The 14,916-nt window shown below is 74.4% G+C and carries 14 protein-coding genes; 4 read left to right on the forward strand and 10 right to left on the reverse strand.

The window, feature by feature from the left end; genetic code table 11:
• Nucleotides 1-43: 43 nt before the first annotated feature.
• The 3 genes from acnA to MLUT_RS18040 form a co-directional block, all read right to left on the reverse strand.
• Nucleotides 44-2,746: an aconitate hydratase AcnA gene (gene acnA, locus MLUT_RS18030; RefSeq protein WP_010078557.1), complete on the reverse strand. Its 2,703-nt coding sequence runs from the start codon at nt 2,744-2,746 to the stop codon at nt 44-46.
• A gap of 201 nt (nt 2,747-2,947) precedes the next feature.
• The gene (locus MLUT_RS18035; protein WP_010078556.1) at nt 2,948-4,420 is read right to left on the reverse strand and encodes a class I SAM-dependent RNA methyltransferase; all 1,473 of its coding nucleotides are present in this window, start codon (nt 4,418-4,420) and stop codon (nt 2,948-2,950) included.
• Nucleotides 4,421-4,579: 159 nt separating this feature from the next.
• A complete protein-coding gene (locus MLUT_RS18040; RefSeq protein ID WP_010078555.1) occupies nt 4,580-6,532 on the reverse strand; it encodes an APC family permease in 1,953 nt (650 codons plus the stop codon).
• A 134-nt stretch (nt 6,533-6,666) separates the two neighbouring features.
• Here MLUT_RS18040 and MLUT_RS18045 point away from each other — a divergent pair, with 134 nt between their 5' ends.
• Both MLUT_RS18045 and MLUT_RS18050 read left to right on the forward strand, forming a co-directional pair.
• Nucleotides 6,667-7,368, forward strand: a complete 702-nt coding sequence (locus tag MLUT_RS18045; protein ID WP_010078554.1) for a potassium channel family protein — start codon at nt 6,667-6,669, stop codon at nt 7,366-7,368.
• Nucleotides 7,365-8,078 (forward strand): potassium channel family protein, encoded by a 714-nt coding sequence (locus tag MLUT_RS18050; protein WP_041779781.1) that lies wholly within the window; start codon nt 7,365-7,367, stop codon nt 8,076-8,078. The genes MLUT_RS18045 and MLUT_RS18050 overlap by 4 nt, the downstream gene beginning before the upstream one ends.
• Here the strand turns inward: MLUT_RS18050 and MLUT_RS18055 are convergent.
• Genes MLUT_RS18055 through dut form a run of 4 tightly spaced genes read right to left on the reverse strand, consistent with a single transcriptional unit; the run spans nt 8,030 to nt 10,327 of the window.
• Nucleotides 8,030-8,734, reverse strand: coding sequence for a DUF3159 domain-containing protein (locus MLUT_RS18055; protein ID WP_010078552.1), 705 nt, complete (start codon nt 8,732-8,734; stop codon nt 8,030-8,032). The genes MLUT_RS18050 and MLUT_RS18055 overlap by 49 nt on opposite strands.
• Nucleotides 8,735-8,757: 23 nt before the next feature.
• A complete protein-coding gene (locus MLUT_RS18060; RefSeq protein WP_010078551.1) occupies nt 8,758-9,075 on the reverse strand; it encodes a single stranded DNA-binding domain-containing protein in 318 nt (105 codons plus the stop codon).
• On the reverse strand, nt 9,072-9,848 hold the full coding sequence (locus MLUT_RS18065) for a DUF3710 domain-containing protein (RefSeq protein ID WP_010078550.1): 777 nt from the start codon (nt 9,846-9,848) through the stop codon (nt 9,072-9,074). Before MLUT_RS18065 ends, MLUT_RS18060 begins: the two co-directional genes overlap by 4 nt.
• Nucleotides 9,845-10,327, reverse strand: coding sequence for a dUTP diphosphatase (gene dut, locus MLUT_RS18070; protein WP_010078549.1), 483 nt, complete (start codon nt 10,325-10,327; stop codon nt 9,845-9,847). Before dut ends, MLUT_RS18065 begins: the two co-directional genes overlap by 4 nt.
• A 117-nt stretch (nt 10,328-10,444) precedes the next feature.
• Here dut and MLUT_RS18075 point away from each other — a divergent pair, with 117 nt between their 5' ends.
• Nucleotides 10,445-10,987 (forward strand): DUF3093 domain-containing protein, encoded by a 543-nt coding sequence (locus MLUT_RS18075; protein ID WP_010078548.1) that lies wholly within the window; start codon nt 10,445-10,447, stop codon nt 10,985-10,987.
• Between the two features lie 19 nt (nt 10,988-11,006).
• Here MLUT_RS18075 and MLUT_RS18080 read toward each other — a convergent pair whose 3' ends face one another.
• Nucleotides 11,007-11,306 carry a DUF4193 domain-containing protein gene (locus MLUT_RS18080; RefSeq protein ID WP_012750908.1) on the reverse strand — a complete coding sequence of 100 codons (300 nt, stop codon included), beginning with the start codon at nt 11,304-11,306 and terminating at the stop codon, nt 11,007-11,009.
• A gap of 291 nt (nt 11,307-11,597) precedes the next feature.
• Here MLUT_RS18080 and sepH point away from each other — a divergent pair, with 291 nt between their 5' ends.
• The gene (gene sepH, locus MLUT_RS18085; RefSeq protein WP_010078546.1) at nt 11,598-13,013 is read left to right on the forward strand and encodes a septation protein SepH; all 1,416 of its coding nucleotides are present in this window, start codon (nt 11,598-11,600) and stop codon (nt 13,011-13,013) included.
• A gap of 19 nt (nt 13,014-13,032) precedes the next feature.
• Here sepH and MLUT_RS18090 read toward each other — a convergent pair whose 3' ends face one another.
• Complete coding sequence (locus MLUT_RS18090; protein ID WP_012750909.1) at nt 13,033-14,214, reverse strand: alkaline phosphatase family protein; 1,182 nt, start codon at nt 14,212-14,214, stop codon at nt 13,033-13,035.
• Nucleotides 14,211-14,879, reverse strand: a complete 669-nt coding sequence (locus tag MLUT_RS18095) for a DUF5998 family protein (RefSeq protein ID WP_010078543.1) — start codon at nt 14,877-14,879, stop codon at nt 14,211-14,213. The genes MLUT_RS18090 and MLUT_RS18095 overlap by 4 nt, the downstream gene beginning before the upstream one ends.
• Between the last annotated feature and the right edge of the window lie 37 nt (nt 14,880-14,916).

Below are 14,916 nucleotides of genomic sequence, written 5' to 3' on the forward strand. Positions count from 1 at the left end.
GGGCCGCCGTCGTGATGCCCACGCGCGGGCGGTGTCCCGTGGATCAGGACTTCGCGGCGATCTGACGGAGCACGTACTGCAGGATGCCGCCGTTGCGGTAGTACTCGGCCTCACCGGGGGTGTCGATGCGGACGACCGCGTCGAACTCGGTGACCTTGCCGTCCTCGCCGGTGGCCGTGACCTTCACGGTCTTCGGCGTGGTGCCCTCGTTGAGGGCGGTGATGCCGGAGATGTCGAAGGTCTCGGTGCCGGTCAGGCCCAGCGAGTCGGCGTTCTCACCCTCCGGGAACTGCAGCGGCAGCACGCCCATGCCGATGAGGTTCGAGCGGTGGATGCGCTCGAAGGACTCGGTGATCACCGCCTTGACGCCCAGGAGCGCGGTGCCCTTGGCCGCCCAGTCACGGGAGGAGCCGGAACCGTACTCCTTGCCGGCCAGGACCACCAGCGGGATGCCCTGCTTGGCGTAGTTCTGCGCCGCGTCGTACACGTAGGCCTGCGGGGCGCCCTCCTGGGTGAAGTCGCGGGTGAAGCCGCCCTCCACGCCGTCGAGCAGCTGGTTCTTGATGCGGATGTTCGCGAACGTGCCGCGGATCATCACCTCGTGGTTGCCGCGACGGGAGCCGTAGGAGTTGAAGTCCTTGCGCTGCACGCCGTGCTCCAGCAGGTAGCGGCCCGCCGGGGTGTCCGCCGTGAAGGAGCCGGCCGGGGAGATGTGGTCCGTGGTCACGGAGTCGCCCAGCTTGAGCAGGACGCGGGCGCCGGAGATGTCCGACACCGGGTCCGGCTGCATGGTCATGCCCTCGAAGTACGGGGGCTTGCGCACGTAGGTGGACTTCTCGTCCCACTCGAAGGTGGAGCCCGAGGGGGTCTCCAGGGACTGCCAGCGCTCGTCGCCGTCGAAGATCGTGGCGTACTGCGAGATGAACATCTCGGTGTCGATCGACGCGTCGATGATCTTCTGGACCTCGGTCGGGTCCGGCCAGATGTCCTGGAGGAAGACGTCGTTGCCCGCGGTGTCCTGGCCCAGGGCCTCGTTCTTGAAGTCGAAGTCCATGGTGCCGGCCAGGGCGTAGGCGACCACCAGCGGCGGGGAGGCCAGGTAGTTCATCTTCACGTCCGGGTTGATGCGGCCCTCGAAGTTGCGGTTGCCGGAGAGCACCGCGGTCACGGCCAGGTCGTTCTCCTGGATGGCCTCGGAGATCTCGGACTCCAGCGGGCCGGAGTTGCCGATGCAGGTGGTGCAGCCGTAGCCGACCACGTTGAAGCCGAGGTCGTTGAGGGACTCGCGCAGCCCGGACTTCTCGTAGTAGTCGGTCACCACGCGGGAGCCCGGGGCCACGGAGGTCTTCACCCACGGCTTGGACTTCAGGCCCTTGGCGACAGCGTTGCGGGCCAGCACGCCGGCCGCCATCATCACGGACGGGTTGGACGTGTTGGTGCACGAGGTGATCGAGGCGATGGACACGGCGCCGTGGTCCAGCTGGAACTGGCGGCCGTCCGCCATGACCACGTCCACGAGCTTGGACGGGCGGCCCTTGCCGGCCTCGTCCTGCGTGGCGTAGTTGTGCAGGTCCTTGCGGAACTGGTCCTTGGCGTCAGTGAGCTCGATGCGGTCCTGGGGGCGCTTCGGGCCGGAGATGGAGGGCACCACGGTGGACAGGTCCAGCTCGAGGTACTCGGAGTAGGCGACCTCGGAGGACGGGTCGTGCCACATCCCCTGCTCCTTGGTGTAGGCCTCCACGAGGGCGACCTGCTCCTCGGAGCGACCGGTCAGGCGCAGGTAGTCGAGGGTGACCTCGTCGATCGGGAAGATCGCGACGGTGGAGCCGAACTCGGGCGACATGTTGCCGATGGTGGCGCGGTTGGCCAGGGGCACGGAGCCGACGCCCTCGCCGTAGAACTCGACGAACTTGCCGACCACGCCGTGCTGGCGGAGCATCTCGGTGATGGTCAGCACGACGTCGGTCGCGGTGGCGCCGGAGGGGATGCTGCCGGTCAGCTTGAAGCCCACGACCCGCGGGATCAGCATGGACACGGGCTGCCCGAGCATCGCGGCCTCGGCCTCGATGCCGCCGACGCCCCAGCCGAGCACGCCCAGGCCGTTGACCATGGTGGTGTGCGAGTCGGTGCCGACGCAGGAGTCCGGGTAGGCGCGCAGCACGCCGTCGACCTCGCGGGTCATCACGGTGCGGGCCAGGTTCTCGATGTTGACCTGGTGGACGATGCCCATGCCCGGGGGGACGACCTTGAAGTCGTCGAAGGCGGTCTGGCCCCAGCGCAGGAACTTGTAGCGCTCCCCGTTGCGCTCGTACTCGATCTCCATGTTCCGCTCGATGGCGGCGTCGTTGCCGAAGAAGTCGATCTGCACGGAGTGGTCGATCACGAGCTCGGCCGGGGAGAGCGGGTTCACGCGCTCCGGGTCGCCGCCCAGGCCCTGGATGTCCTCACGCATGGTGGCCAGGTCCACGACGCAGGGCACGCCGGTGAAGTCCTGCATGATCACGCGCGCCGGCGTGAACTGGATCTCGGTGTCCGGCTGGGCATTCGGGTCCCAGGCGGCCAGGGCCTTGATCTGGTCGGCGGTCACGTTGGCGCCGTCCTCGGTGCGCAGCAGGTTCTCCAGCAGCACCTTCAGGGAGTAGGGCAGCTTCTGCGCCCCCTCGACCTTGTTCAGACGGAAAATCTCATACTCGACGCCCTGGACGTCCAGGACGCCCTTGGAGCCGAAGCTGTCGACGGTGGTCACGAGAGGACTCCTCTTCCCGCCCGGTTTCCTCCGGGCGCTCGTCCAGTGGGGGGTGGTCACCCGCGGCCGCGGACCGCGCACCGTCCGGGACGGGCGTCGTCTGCGTCACAGGTGCCGCACTGCGTCCCAGGGTACCGCGCCGGTCCCGTGTGACGCGGGCATGGCGCGCGGCGGCCCGCAGGCCGCCGCGCGGATGCCGGGTCAGATCTCGACGACGGCCGCGGTCGGGGCGCTCTGGGCGGCCGGCACCAGCGCGGTCACCGACTCGAGGTGGTGCGTGTCCGGGTAGAGGTCGACCACGCGGGCGCGCTCCACCTCGTAGCCGCCGTCGCGCAGCCACGCCAGGTCGCGGGCGAACGAGGCGGGGTCGCACGAGACGTACACGATGCGGCCCGGCTCGAGCGCGAGGATGCGCTCGATCGCCCGCCGACCCGCGCCGGCCCGTGGCGGGTCCAGGACGACGGTGTCCAGTGCGGCACCGCCGAGGCCGCCGTCGGCCACGGGGCGCTCGGGGTACTTCAGCCAGCTGCCGAGCACCTTGTCCGTGGGGCCGTTGAGCACGGAGGCCTGCGGCTGCTCGTGCAGGTTGCGGCGGGCGTCCTTCGAGGCCCGGCGGGAGGCCTCCACCGAGTACACGCGGCCCTCGGGGCCCACGGCGTCCGCCAGGTACGCACTGAAGAGGCCGGCGCCGCCGTAGAGGTCGGCCACGACCTGGCCCGGCTCGACGCGGGCGTCCTCGAGCACCGCGTCCACGAGGGTGGCCGGGGCGTGCTGGTGGACCTGCCAGAAGCCGTCACCCGTGACGCGGAAGCGCTTGGTGCCGCCGCGCTCGGACTCCACGGTCTCCTCGACCCAGGTCTTCCCGGTGATGCGCTCGACCTTGACCGGCAGGAACTGCTTCGGGCCCGGCAGGGCCAGGCCGGTGGAGACGTCCACGCCGCACGCATTGGCCGCCTGGCGGATCCGGGTGCGCAGCCGGCCGAGCTTGACCTCGTCCACCCGCGTCTGCGGGGTGGGCGTCACCAGCACGAGGGGGCGGGAGCCGGAGGCCGGCGTCGCGACGTCCACGCGGGCCGCCCCGGTGAAGTCCCAGTCCCACAGGGCGAGTGCGTCGAGGGCGGGCACGCCGAGCGGCATGTTGCGCACGGGCAGGAGGGTCGCCGAACGGTAGGCGTGCATCGCGATGTGCCCCTGAGGGGTCACCGCGAACGCGTTGCGGGTCCGCCAGCGCTGGCCGGTGGGCTCGTCCTCGGAGCCGGCGAAGCACACCCCCGGCTCCACCGCGAGGTCGGCGATGCGGTGCACCGTGTCCCGGAAGACCTGGGCCTTGAGCCGGCGCTGGTGCGGGACCACGATGTGGCCGAACTCGGCGCCGCCCACGGGCGGGCGGCCCGAGGCGTGGGCGCGCAGCATGTCCGCGAGCTTCCACTGGTGGATGCGGCGGAACTCGGAGGGCCGCAGCACCTCCACGACGTCGCCGCGCCAGAAGCGGGCGCCCTCCTCGGCCTCGGTCAGGGTCACCCGGACCTTCTCGCCGGGGACGGCGTGACGCACGAAGACGACCCGCCCCTCGTGCCGGGCCACGCAGTGGCCGCCGTGGGCCATGGCCCCGACCTCCACCTCGATGGTCCCCCCGATCCCGGTGACGTCTGTGGACGTGTCGACGACTGCCATGTCTGGCTCCTCTCGCATCGCAGCGCGCTTCAGGTCTTGCCCTGAGCGTCGTCTGGTCAGATCATCACCATCCTTGCAGACCGATGCGGCTGTGTCGCCTCGATCTTGGGCGCGCCGTCGGACGGCGTCATCCGCCGCTCGCCGGGGGCGCCGGGGCGGTCAGGAGCCCTGGCCCTCGTGGACCTGCCACGGCACCGAGCCCACCATCACGCCCGGCTCCCGCTGCAGCCGCCGCGTCTGGCGGGTGGCGGTCCGGTTGTGCAGGAGCGTGCGCCAGCCGGGCCGGACCACGTACTCCGGGATGAACACCATGGTCAGGTCCCGCGGGGAGCGGCGTCGGTGCTCGCGCACATGCCGCACCAGGGGGGCCACCGTGTCGCGGTAGGGCGAGGCGATCACGGTGAGCGACATCGGCAGGCCGGCACGCTCCCAGGCGTCGATCACCTCCAGGGTGGCGGCGCGCTCGGCGTCCACGACGACGGCCTCGAGCGAGGACGGCCGCGACGCGCGGGCGTAGGCCAGCGCCCGCAGTGCCGGCCGGTCCAGCGTGGTCACGACGACCACCACGTGGACCCGCGAGGGCAGGGCCCGCGCGTCGTCCTGGGGGTCCGGTGCGAGCTCGCGGTCCACGTCCGCGTAGTGGCGGCGGATCCGCCCCATCACCAGCGAGCCGAGCACGATCGCCAGCAGCGCCACCCACGCGCCCTGCGTGAAGCGGGTGACCAGGACGACGACGCCCGCCAGCGCCGTGACCACCCAGGCCACCGCCGTGATGATCAGGCGCAGCCGGACGGCCGCGCGGGCCCGGGCGCCCGGCGTATGCACGAGCCGACGGCGCCACAGCCGCAGCATGCCGGCCTGCGCGAGCGTGAAGGCCAGGAGCACGCCGATGACGTAGAGCTGCACGAGCAGGGCGGTCCGGGCCTCGAAGAACAGCACGAGCGAGAGGGCCACGGCCCCCATCCCGAGGACGCTCCACGTGTGCACGAGCCGGTCGCTGCGGACCCTCAGCTGCCGGGGCAGGTAGCCGTCCTCGGCCACGCGCGCGGCCAGGGCGGGGAACGAGCGGAACGCCGACTTGGCCGCGAACAGCAGGAGCAGGGCGGTGGCCGCGATGGTGGCGACGGACAGGACGCTGCCCGGGCCGTACACGGTGTCCGCGAGCTGCGCGAGGACGGGGGCGGGGGCGCGGTCGGGCGTGACCTCCGCGCCCGCGGCGTCCCGGAGGTTCTCCAGCTCCAGCCCGACGACGACGCCGGTGCGCTGGGCCAGGTGCATGACGCCCACGGTCAGCGCGCCGAGGGTGAGGGCCATCACGGTGAGCACCCACCGCACCGTGGGCACGGCCGGCCGGGCCATCAGGCGGGTGCTCGAGACCGGCACCTCGACGCCGGTGAGCAGCACCGATCCCGCGCTGAACGCGCGCAGGGCGAGCAGCGCCGTCGCCACGGTGCCGACGGTCCCGCCGACCCCGGCGCCCTCCTGCGTCCACCCGGCCGTCGGCGCCGCGCCGAGCAGCCCACGGCCCTCCTGCCACAGACCCACCAGGACGAGCAGCGCGGTCAGGGTGACGAACACGCTCACGAGCACGGGCAGCACCCACCGGGACAGCCGCACCCCGCGGAGCGCGGCCAGCAGCACGCCCGCGAGCGCGGCCGAGGCCACCAGCACGCGGCTGCCGACGGTGAGTCCGGGGGCCAGCGCCGCCACGAAGTGGGCGAAGGCGGCCACGGAGACCGCGGCGGTGAACACGAAGTCCAGCAGGAGCGCGGCCGAGGCGACGACACCGGCCCTCGGGCCGAACTTCGTGCCGGCCATGTGGTAGATGCCGCCGTGCGGAACGGCGGCGACCGCGGCGCGGAAGGACGCGACGATGAGCAGCATCACCGCGACGACGGCCCAGCCGACGGCGGGTCCGAGCGCGAGCGCGGACGTGCCGGCGGCGACCAGGGTGAGGATGATCTCGTCCGGGGCGTAGGCGAGGGAGGACAAGGCGTTCGACGACGTCACAGGCAGCGCCCGCCACCGGTTCATGCGGGGCTCGTCGGCGGCGTGCGACGTCACGGGGCGACCGAGGAGGCCGCGGCGCAGGAGGGAGGACAGCGTGGCCACCGCACCACGGTACTCCCGCCGGGCCCGGGTGCTGGGGCGACGCGGATACTCCCGGACGTGCCCGCCGGATGCGAGGATGGAGCCCGCGTCGGCTCCCCGGCGCACGGAGCACCGCACGAGAGGCAGGGACGGGCATGGCCCACTACGTGATCGTCGGCGGCGGACGGGTGGGCACCCGGCTGGCGGCCGCGCTGGACGCGGCCGGTCACGGCGTCGCCCTCGTGGACCGCGACCCGCGGACCGTGGAGGGGCTGGCCCCCGGCTTCTCCGGCGAGCTCGTGGCCGGCGTGGGCTTCGACCGCTCCGCGCTGCGCGCCGCCGGCATCGACCGCGCGCAGGGTCTGGCGGCCGTGACCGCGGACGACAACACGAACATCATCGCCGCCCGCGTGGCCCGCGAGACCTTCCACGTGGACCACGTGGTGGCGCGCATCTACGACGCCGACCGGGCCCGGCTGTACCAGCGCCTGGGCATCCCCACGGTCGCCTCGATCCAGTGGACGGCCGACCAGGTGCTGCACCGGCTGCTGCCGGCCGGCACCGCCGCCGCGGAGCACCGCGACGCCTCCGGCCGGCTGCTCGTGACCGAGCTGGTCCCCCACTCCTCGTGGTGGGGCCGCCGGCTGAGCGACGTCGAGTCCACGGTGGGGATGCGCATCGCCTACCTCACCCGGCTCGGCGACGGCCAGCTGCCCCGGCCGGGCGACCGCCTGCAGGAGGGCGACGTGCTGCACGCCGTCTACCCGGTGGACCGCCGGGACCGGGTGGAGGCCGCCCTGCAGGGCGAGGCACGCGTGCCGGACGGCGCGGACGAGGACGAGGAGGGACGGGCATGAGGGCTGTTATCGCCGGAGCGGGCGCCGTGGGCGCCTCCATCGCGCGGGAGCTGCACGCGCACGGCCACGAGGTGGTCGTCGTCGAGGCGCGCACGGACGCGGCCCGCAAGGCCGACGTCGGCGGCGCGCGCCTCGTCCTCGGGGATGCGTGCGACCTGACCGTGCTCGAGCAGTGCGGCGCCCTGGAGGCGGACGTGCTCGTCGCGGCGACCGGTGACGACCGGGTCAACCTCGTGTGTTCCCTGCTGAGCCGCTCGGAGTTCGGCGTCGGCCGCACCGTGGCCCGCGTCAACAACCCGCTCAACGACTGGCTCTTCGACGAGTCGTGGGGTGTGGACGTGGCCGTGTCCACCCCCTCGATCATGACGGCGCTCGTGGAGGAGGCCGTCGAGACCGGGGACCTCGTGCGTCTGCTCAGGCTGGAGGCCGGCGGCGCGGCGCTGTCCGAGTTCCGGGTTCCGGCAGAGCACTGGCTCGAGGGCCGGCGCATCGGCACCGTGTCCTGGCCGCAGGAGGCTCCGCTCGTGGCGGTCGTGCGCGACGGCGCCCCCAGGCAGGCGTCGGCGGACGAGGTCCTGGAGGTGGGCGACGAGCTCTTCTTCCTGGCCGCCAGCTCCGCCGAGCCGGCCCTGCGTCGCCTCCTCGTCGGCGAGGGCCGCGTTCAGGGGCGTTCGGAGGCGGCGGAGTCCGCCGGCACGCCGTCGTCCTGACCGGGCGAGCTGACGGACCAGGCGAGCCAGAGCCCCAGGGCATAGAGCGGCAGGCCCATCACCAGGCGGGCCACCCCGAGCGCGGTAACGGCGTCCCCGAGGTAGAGGGGCACCTGCACCGCCAGGCGCAGCGCGAACACGGCCACGAGGATCCAGGTGGCCGCGGCGTAGGCGCGGCGCCGACGCCGGTGGGCCCGCCAGCGGGTTCCCTCGGCGCGCACGAGGCCGAGCACCAGGCCCGCCGCGGGCCAGCCCACGAGGGCGGACACCGCGAACGCGAGGCCATAGGCGGCGTTGGTGACGAAGCCCCACAGGTAGTAGTCGCGGGCCTGGCCGGTGGTCAGGGAGACCACGACGGACAGGACGACGACGGCGAGGCCGGCCAGCACCTGGACCGGCGACTGGCGCTGGACGAGGCGCGCGACGCCCAGCACGAGTGCGACCACGACGGCCGCCACGCCGGAGGGCCACACCTGCTGGGTGGCGACGTAGCCGACCATGTAGACGAGGGTGGGCAGGGAGGCCTCGACGATGCCGCGCCAGCCACCGACGCTGCCCAGCGCGTCGAGGCGGCCGCGCTCGTCCAGACGGGCTCGAGACGGCAGGGGGCCGGCGCCGTCCGGGGCGGCGGTGGCGGGGCCGTGCGGCTCGGTCATGGGCTCTCCTCTCGGGGCCGTGCTCAGAGCGTGGCGCCGGGCGCGTCGACCAGGTCGAACTCGGGGTTGTGCAGGGTGGGCACGCCGTCCATCTGGGTGACGCGGCCGCGGACCGTCAGCCACTCCCCCGGCATGACGCCGGGCACGCGGCGCCGCCCGTGCCAGACCAGCTGCAGCGTCTCGGCGGGCGCCATGCTCCCGGGTGCGGGCAGGCGGTCGGCCAGGGACGCGCGGAAGACGGTCGCCTCGTCCGCACCGGGCAGCGTGACGGAGGCGATGACGCCGCGGCGCTCGATGCGGCCCGCGGGCCCGACCGGGCGGGGGGCGACGGCGGGACTCACCGGATCTCCGTGGTCTCCGGACCGCGCTCGGGCAGCCCGGTGGCCTCCGGTGCCGCGCCGTCCCCCGGGCCGGCGGCGGCGCCCGCGAGCACGTCCCGGCCCTCGTCCGGGGCCGGGCGACGACGCTGCAGCGGGCGCGCGTTGGGCGGCGGACGCAGGGGCAGCAGCTCGCGCGGCGGGAGCGGCTCGTCGCCCCGCACCACGACCAGGTCGGAGAACACCTGTTCCAGCGGCTCGGCGGCCTCCGGCTGGAAGGCGGCCTCGCCGTGGAACACGCCGCGGACGAACCAGCGCGGTCCGTCCACGCCCACGAACCGGGCGACGTTCCACCCCGGCGAGCCGTCCGGCAGCGCCGCCGGCACGCGCGTGAGGATCTCGACGCCGAAACGGCCGGTCTGCTCCTGCACGGTCGCGTGGGCCGTGGTCGACAGGGAGTCGTGCAGCTCGGCGCGCAGGTCGTCCCACAGACCCGTGCGACGGGGGGCGCTGAACGCCTGGACCTGCAGGGCCGAGCGTCCGAGGCTGATGGTGGCGGCGACGATCCGCTTCGTCGCGTCCTCGACGTCGAGGCGCAGCTTCATGCCCTGGACGGCCCTCAGGCGCAGCGACCCCAGGTCGATCATGCCGGCGGGATCCGGGCGGGTGGCGACGTCGTGCGGACCGACGTCGGCGGTTGCCGGCGCGGCGGCGATCTCGAGGTCGCGCTCCTCCAGCAGCTCGTCCGGCAGGCTGACCTGCTCGTGGCGCACGGTGCGGTTGCGTCCGAAGATCACGACGTCCTCCCAGGGGTGGTGTCGGCGGTGAAGCCGCCGGTCGAGCCGAAGCCGCCGGCCCCGCGCTCGGAGTCGGGCAGCACGTCCACGGGCTCGAAGCGGGCGCGCACGACCGGCTGCAGCACGAGCTGGGCGATCCGGTCGCCGCGGCGCAGCACGATCGGCTCGGTCGGGTCCAGGTTGATCAGGGGCACCTTGATCTCGCCGCGGTAGCCGGCGTCGATGGTGCCCGGGGCGTTGACGATGGTCAGGCCGCGACGGACCGCGAGACCCGAGCGGGGGTGCACGAACCCCGCGTGGCCTTCCGGGATGGCCAACGCCACGCCGGTCGGCACCAGGGCGCGCTCGCCCGGGGCCAGGGTCACGTCGACGGCGGTGCGCAGGTCCGCGCCCGCGTCGCCCGGCTGCGCGTAGGCGGGCGGGGCCAGGCCCGGATCGAGGGCGTGCAGGGGCACGGGCAGCTCGGCGGAGTCGGTCACGAGGCCCGACCCTACACGAGCACCCGTCGGCCCGGGGCCGCGTCGAGGCGGTCGGGCGGGCGCCCTCGCCGGTGCCGCGCGGCGGGACCGGAGTCCGGATGTGGGAAGCTGGGACCCATGCGTGATCCCCAGCAGCACCCCGTCGCCGATGCCTCCCGCCGCGCCCCCGAGGGCGCTGCGGCGGGACCCGATCCGGTCCTGTTCGAGGAGCGGTTGACGCCCTCCCCGGGGGTCTGGGCCGTGGCGCTCATGCTGGCGGCGTTGACGATCCTCGTGTTCGCGCCGATCGACCTCGGGCTGGGCATCGCCGCCGCCGTCGTGTTCTTCGCCGTCGAGGCCCTGCTCCTGGTGGCCACCACCCCGCGCATCGTGGTGCGCGAACGCACCCTCCAGGTGGGCCGCGCCAGCATCGAAAGGCACCACGTCGGTCAGGTCACGGGGTATCGCGGCGAGGACGCCCGGGCCCAGCGCGGCCCGCTGCTGCACGGGCTGGCCTTCGTGAACCTGCGCGGCTGGATCGCGCCCGTCGTGCGGATCCAGCTGACCGACGAGCGCGACCGCACGCCCTACTGGCTGACCAGCACCCGGCGTCCGGAGGAGCTGGTCGCGGCCCTCGGCGGGGCCATGGCCCGGCAGGAGGGGGCGGCCGAGGACCGCTGACCGCCCCGGCGGCGGGGGCTCAGCCCTCGCAGTCGGTGCAGTAGATCAGGCCGTTCTTCTCACGCGCGGCCTGCGAGCGATGGCGGACCAGGAAGCAGGAGGCGCAGGTGAACTCATCCGACTGGGCGGGCAGCACCCGCACCATCAGCTCCTCACCCGAGAGGTCGGCGCCAGGCAGTTCGAACTCCTCGGCGGCCTCCGCCTCGTCCTCGTCCACGACGGCGGACTGGGTGTCCGTGCGCCGTGCCTTCAGCTCCTCGATGGAGTTCTGGCTCAGCTCTTCCTCGTTCTTGCGAGGGGCGTCGTAGTCAGTGGCCATGGGGTTTCACGCTCCGCTGGTGGGGGACGGCACCGGGACCGGTGCCGGCACTGCGCGGACGGCGTCGTGGACGGGCCACGCATCACCGGCCTGCGCCGTTGCGCGTAGATTGTGCACCATGGCCGAACCCGTGCCAAATGTTGACGGGCGTGCTCGCCCAGGGCGGATTCCCGCGGCCGCTCGTCCCTCGCCCGGGCCGTGGTCTGCGGCCCGGCGGCTAGGATCGGGGCATGCCCGGCCGGGCGTCCGCACGCCCGGTGACCAGAACACGACGTCGGAGGGACCACCGCCATGGCAGAGCTGCGACTGACCGGACCCACCGAGGACGGCGACGCGCTGCGCCTGTCGGGGCCCGAGGGTGAGGAGCACACGCTCGCTCTCTCCCCCTATCTGCGCCGGCTGGTTCTCGAGGGTGGTGCGCCCGAGGCCGTGCGACGGTCCGAGGACGGCCCCGCGGCCTGGCACGACATGACCGAGATGGACGTCGCCGAGGAGGACGCCGAGGGACCGGTGGACGCGACGACGCACGCCGACGATGCCGCGGAGGAGGGCGAGCGGGCTCCCGACGTGCCCTCCGGCCCGGCCCGTCCGGACGAGGACCTCGCGCTCACCCCGCGCATCGACCCGCAGCCCGCGGCCGACGACGAGACCGCAGACGGCCCGACCCCGGCGCCGCTGACCGACCAGGAGTCCGTCAAGGCCGCCGCGACCCAGGAGGCCGTGCCCCTCACCCCCCGGGAGATCCAGCAGCGCATCCGTGCGGGCGCCTCCGTGGAGCAGGTGGCCCGGGAGAGTGGGAACGCCTTCTCGCGCATCCGCACCTACGGTCACCCCGTCTTGGCCGAGCGCGACTGGATCGCCCGGCAGGCCCGCGCCGTCGAGGTCTGGGTCGGCGGGCCCGACCTCTACTCGGACCTCGTCCAGGACGGCGGCCCCACGACGCTCGGCGAGCTCGCCGCGCACCGGCTCGCCGAGCTGGGCGTGGACGAGGCGAGCCTCGAGTGGGACGCGTGGCGCGAGGAGCAGGCCGGCTGGACCGTGGCCGCCCGGTTCGCCGTGGCCGGTGCGGCTGGTCTGCCCACCCGCGAGGAGCCGCCGGCGCTCTGGACGTTCCGCCCGGCCGGACGCCACCTCGAACCCGAGAACGCCTGGGCCCGCGCCCTGTCCGAGGCGGAGGCCTGGGACCTGGTCCCCCGCGCCCCCGCGGCCGAACCCGCGACGGACGACGCCGACACCGAGGACGCCGTGACCCCCGCGGGCGCGCACTCGCCGGCCGCCGACCGCGACGCCGACCTGCTGGAGATCCTGCGGGTGCGCCGGGGTCAGCGCGTGGGCGCGGACCTGGAGTCGGACGACGCGCTCGCCCACCTGATCGCCCGCGAGCACCAGGACCGGAGTCAGCGAGAGGCCGCCCAGGCGCCCGAGCGGCTCGCGCCGGTCGACGCCGAGGGTGCCCTGACGACCGCCGACGACGTCCCGGGCGTCGACGAGCCGGAACCGGACGCCGAGACCGACCCCGCCGAGGACACTGCCTCAGTCGTCGAGGACGCGGGTGTCGAGGACGAGGGGGCGGAGCCCGCGCGCCGCGAGCGTGGCGCGCGCCCGGCCATGCCGACCGTCACGCCGCGCCCCCGGGCCCGTTCGGCCGCACGCCGCGCGTCTGTGCCCAGCTGGGACGAGATCGTCTTCGGGCGCAAGGGCGACTGACCCCGGCCCCGGGGCGGGCTCAACGGTGCCAGGTGAGCAGCGGGACCTCCCGCTCGGCGCGCGTGGGCGCGCCGTGCTGGCCCACCATCTCGAAGGCGTGCGGGGGCACCCGCCGGCCGTCGTAGAGGGCCAGATCCCCGTGGACGGCGACGAGCAGATCCCCGATGCGGGCACGGACCCGGTCCTCGACGACGGCGCCGAACCAGCCGGCGTCGACGGCCTCGTCCCGCGTGAGCACCCATGCGTGCGCCCCGTAGCGCTCGGCCCAGGCGCGCCGCACCCTCTCGCGCACGTCCGGACCCGCGTCGGACCGGAAGTGCAGCTGCACGAGGCGGGGCTCCCCCGCAGTGTGCGCGATCCCCTCGAGCAGCGCGGGGTCGGCGAGCTCCCCGGCGTCGTCCAGGGCGGCGTAGTCCACGCGGCGCGAGGGCGGCACGTCGACCATGCCGTGGTCGCCGGTGGCGAGCACCACCGTCCCGGCGGGCACCCGGTCCACCAGTCGCCGCACCGCCGCGTCGATCTCCTCGAGGGCGTGCAGCCACCGGTCCGAGCCCACGCCGTCCCGGTGGCCGGCCTTGTCCAGCTCGTTGACGTAGACGTAGACGAGCGTGGGCACGCGGGCGTCCTTCAGCACGCGCTCGGCGGCCTGGGTGCGGGCGATCAGGGTCCGGCCGGCCACGAACCGGCCGCCACGCAGCCCCGCCCGTGTCAGGGCCGAACGCTCGAAGGCGGGCAGCGAGACCGTGACGGCGTCCACGCCGGCCGCGGCGGCGCGCTCGAACACGGTGGGCTTCGGCTGCCACCCCACCGGGTCGGTGGCCTCGTCCCAGCCGCCCAGCTGGTTGATCACCACGCCTCGGTCCGGGTCGAGCACGTCGTAGCCGGCCACACCGTGCTCCCCCACGTCCAGCCCGGTGCCCAGGCTCGTGAGGGAGGCGGCCGTGGTGGTGGGCACGGCCACCTCGAGGACGCGGCCGCCGTCGGCCATCGCGGAGCGCAGCGTGGGGGCGTGGCCGCCGAAGCGCTTCAGCAGGGACCGTCCGAGGCCGTCCACCAGGGCCACGACCACGCGGCGGCCCTCCGGGACCGCGAGCGCGTTCTCCCAGCCCGGGACGCCGAGGGCGGCTGCGGCGGAGGTCAGGACGGAGCGCAGGGCACGGTGGGAGGGGACCACGCCGGCGGGCAGGGCGGGCCCCGTCACGTGGTGGCCGCCAGGTGGGCGCGGCGCAGGGCTCGGGCGAAGGCCAGGGCGCCGTCGACGGCCCCCTGCCCGTCGGCGTCGGCGGCGACGCGGATCACGAGATCCTCGCGGGTGGCGGTGCCGGTGTAGCCGTGGTCGAGGTCGCACTGGGGGTCGGCGCAGCCGGCGGGCTGCAGGTCCAGGCGCTGGCCCCCGGCCCACATCAGCCCGAGGGTCATCTCGGCCACGGGGTCGGACGGCCGGAAGCGGGCGGGGTCGGCGTGGCCCGTGGTCAGGACCACGGAGCCGAGGGCGCGGACCGGGACCATCTCGGTGGAGACCTGGGCGAGGACCGCCTGGCCGGCCGGGTCGGCGGCGTGGTCGTCGAGGTGGACTGCCAGCAGGGTGTCCCCGGCGAGCACGAGAGCCGTGATGTGCCGGTGGATCTCCTCGTAGTCGAAGTGCGTGTCCACGTGGACGAGGTGCGCGTCCGGGGTGCGGCCCTCGAGCTCGACGGCGATGGCGTGCGCCACGAGGTCCGGGTAGAAGCCGGCGCGGACGAGCGAGGCGTCGAGGCCGCCGCTGCCGTCCAGGGTGCGGGCCTCGCGCTGCCGGCCCTCGGCCTCGGGGGCGCCGGGGCGGTGGTCGGGACGGCCGGGCTCGTGACTCCTGCGGAACGGGCTCATGTCCCCCATGCTACGGGTCCGGTGCCGGGCCGTCCGG

The organism is Micrococcus luteus NCTC 2665, from assembly GCF_000023205.1.
GTDB classification, from domain to species: domain Bacteria; phylum Actinomycetota; class Actinomycetes; order Actinomycetales; family Micrococcaceae; genus Micrococcus; species Micrococcus luteus.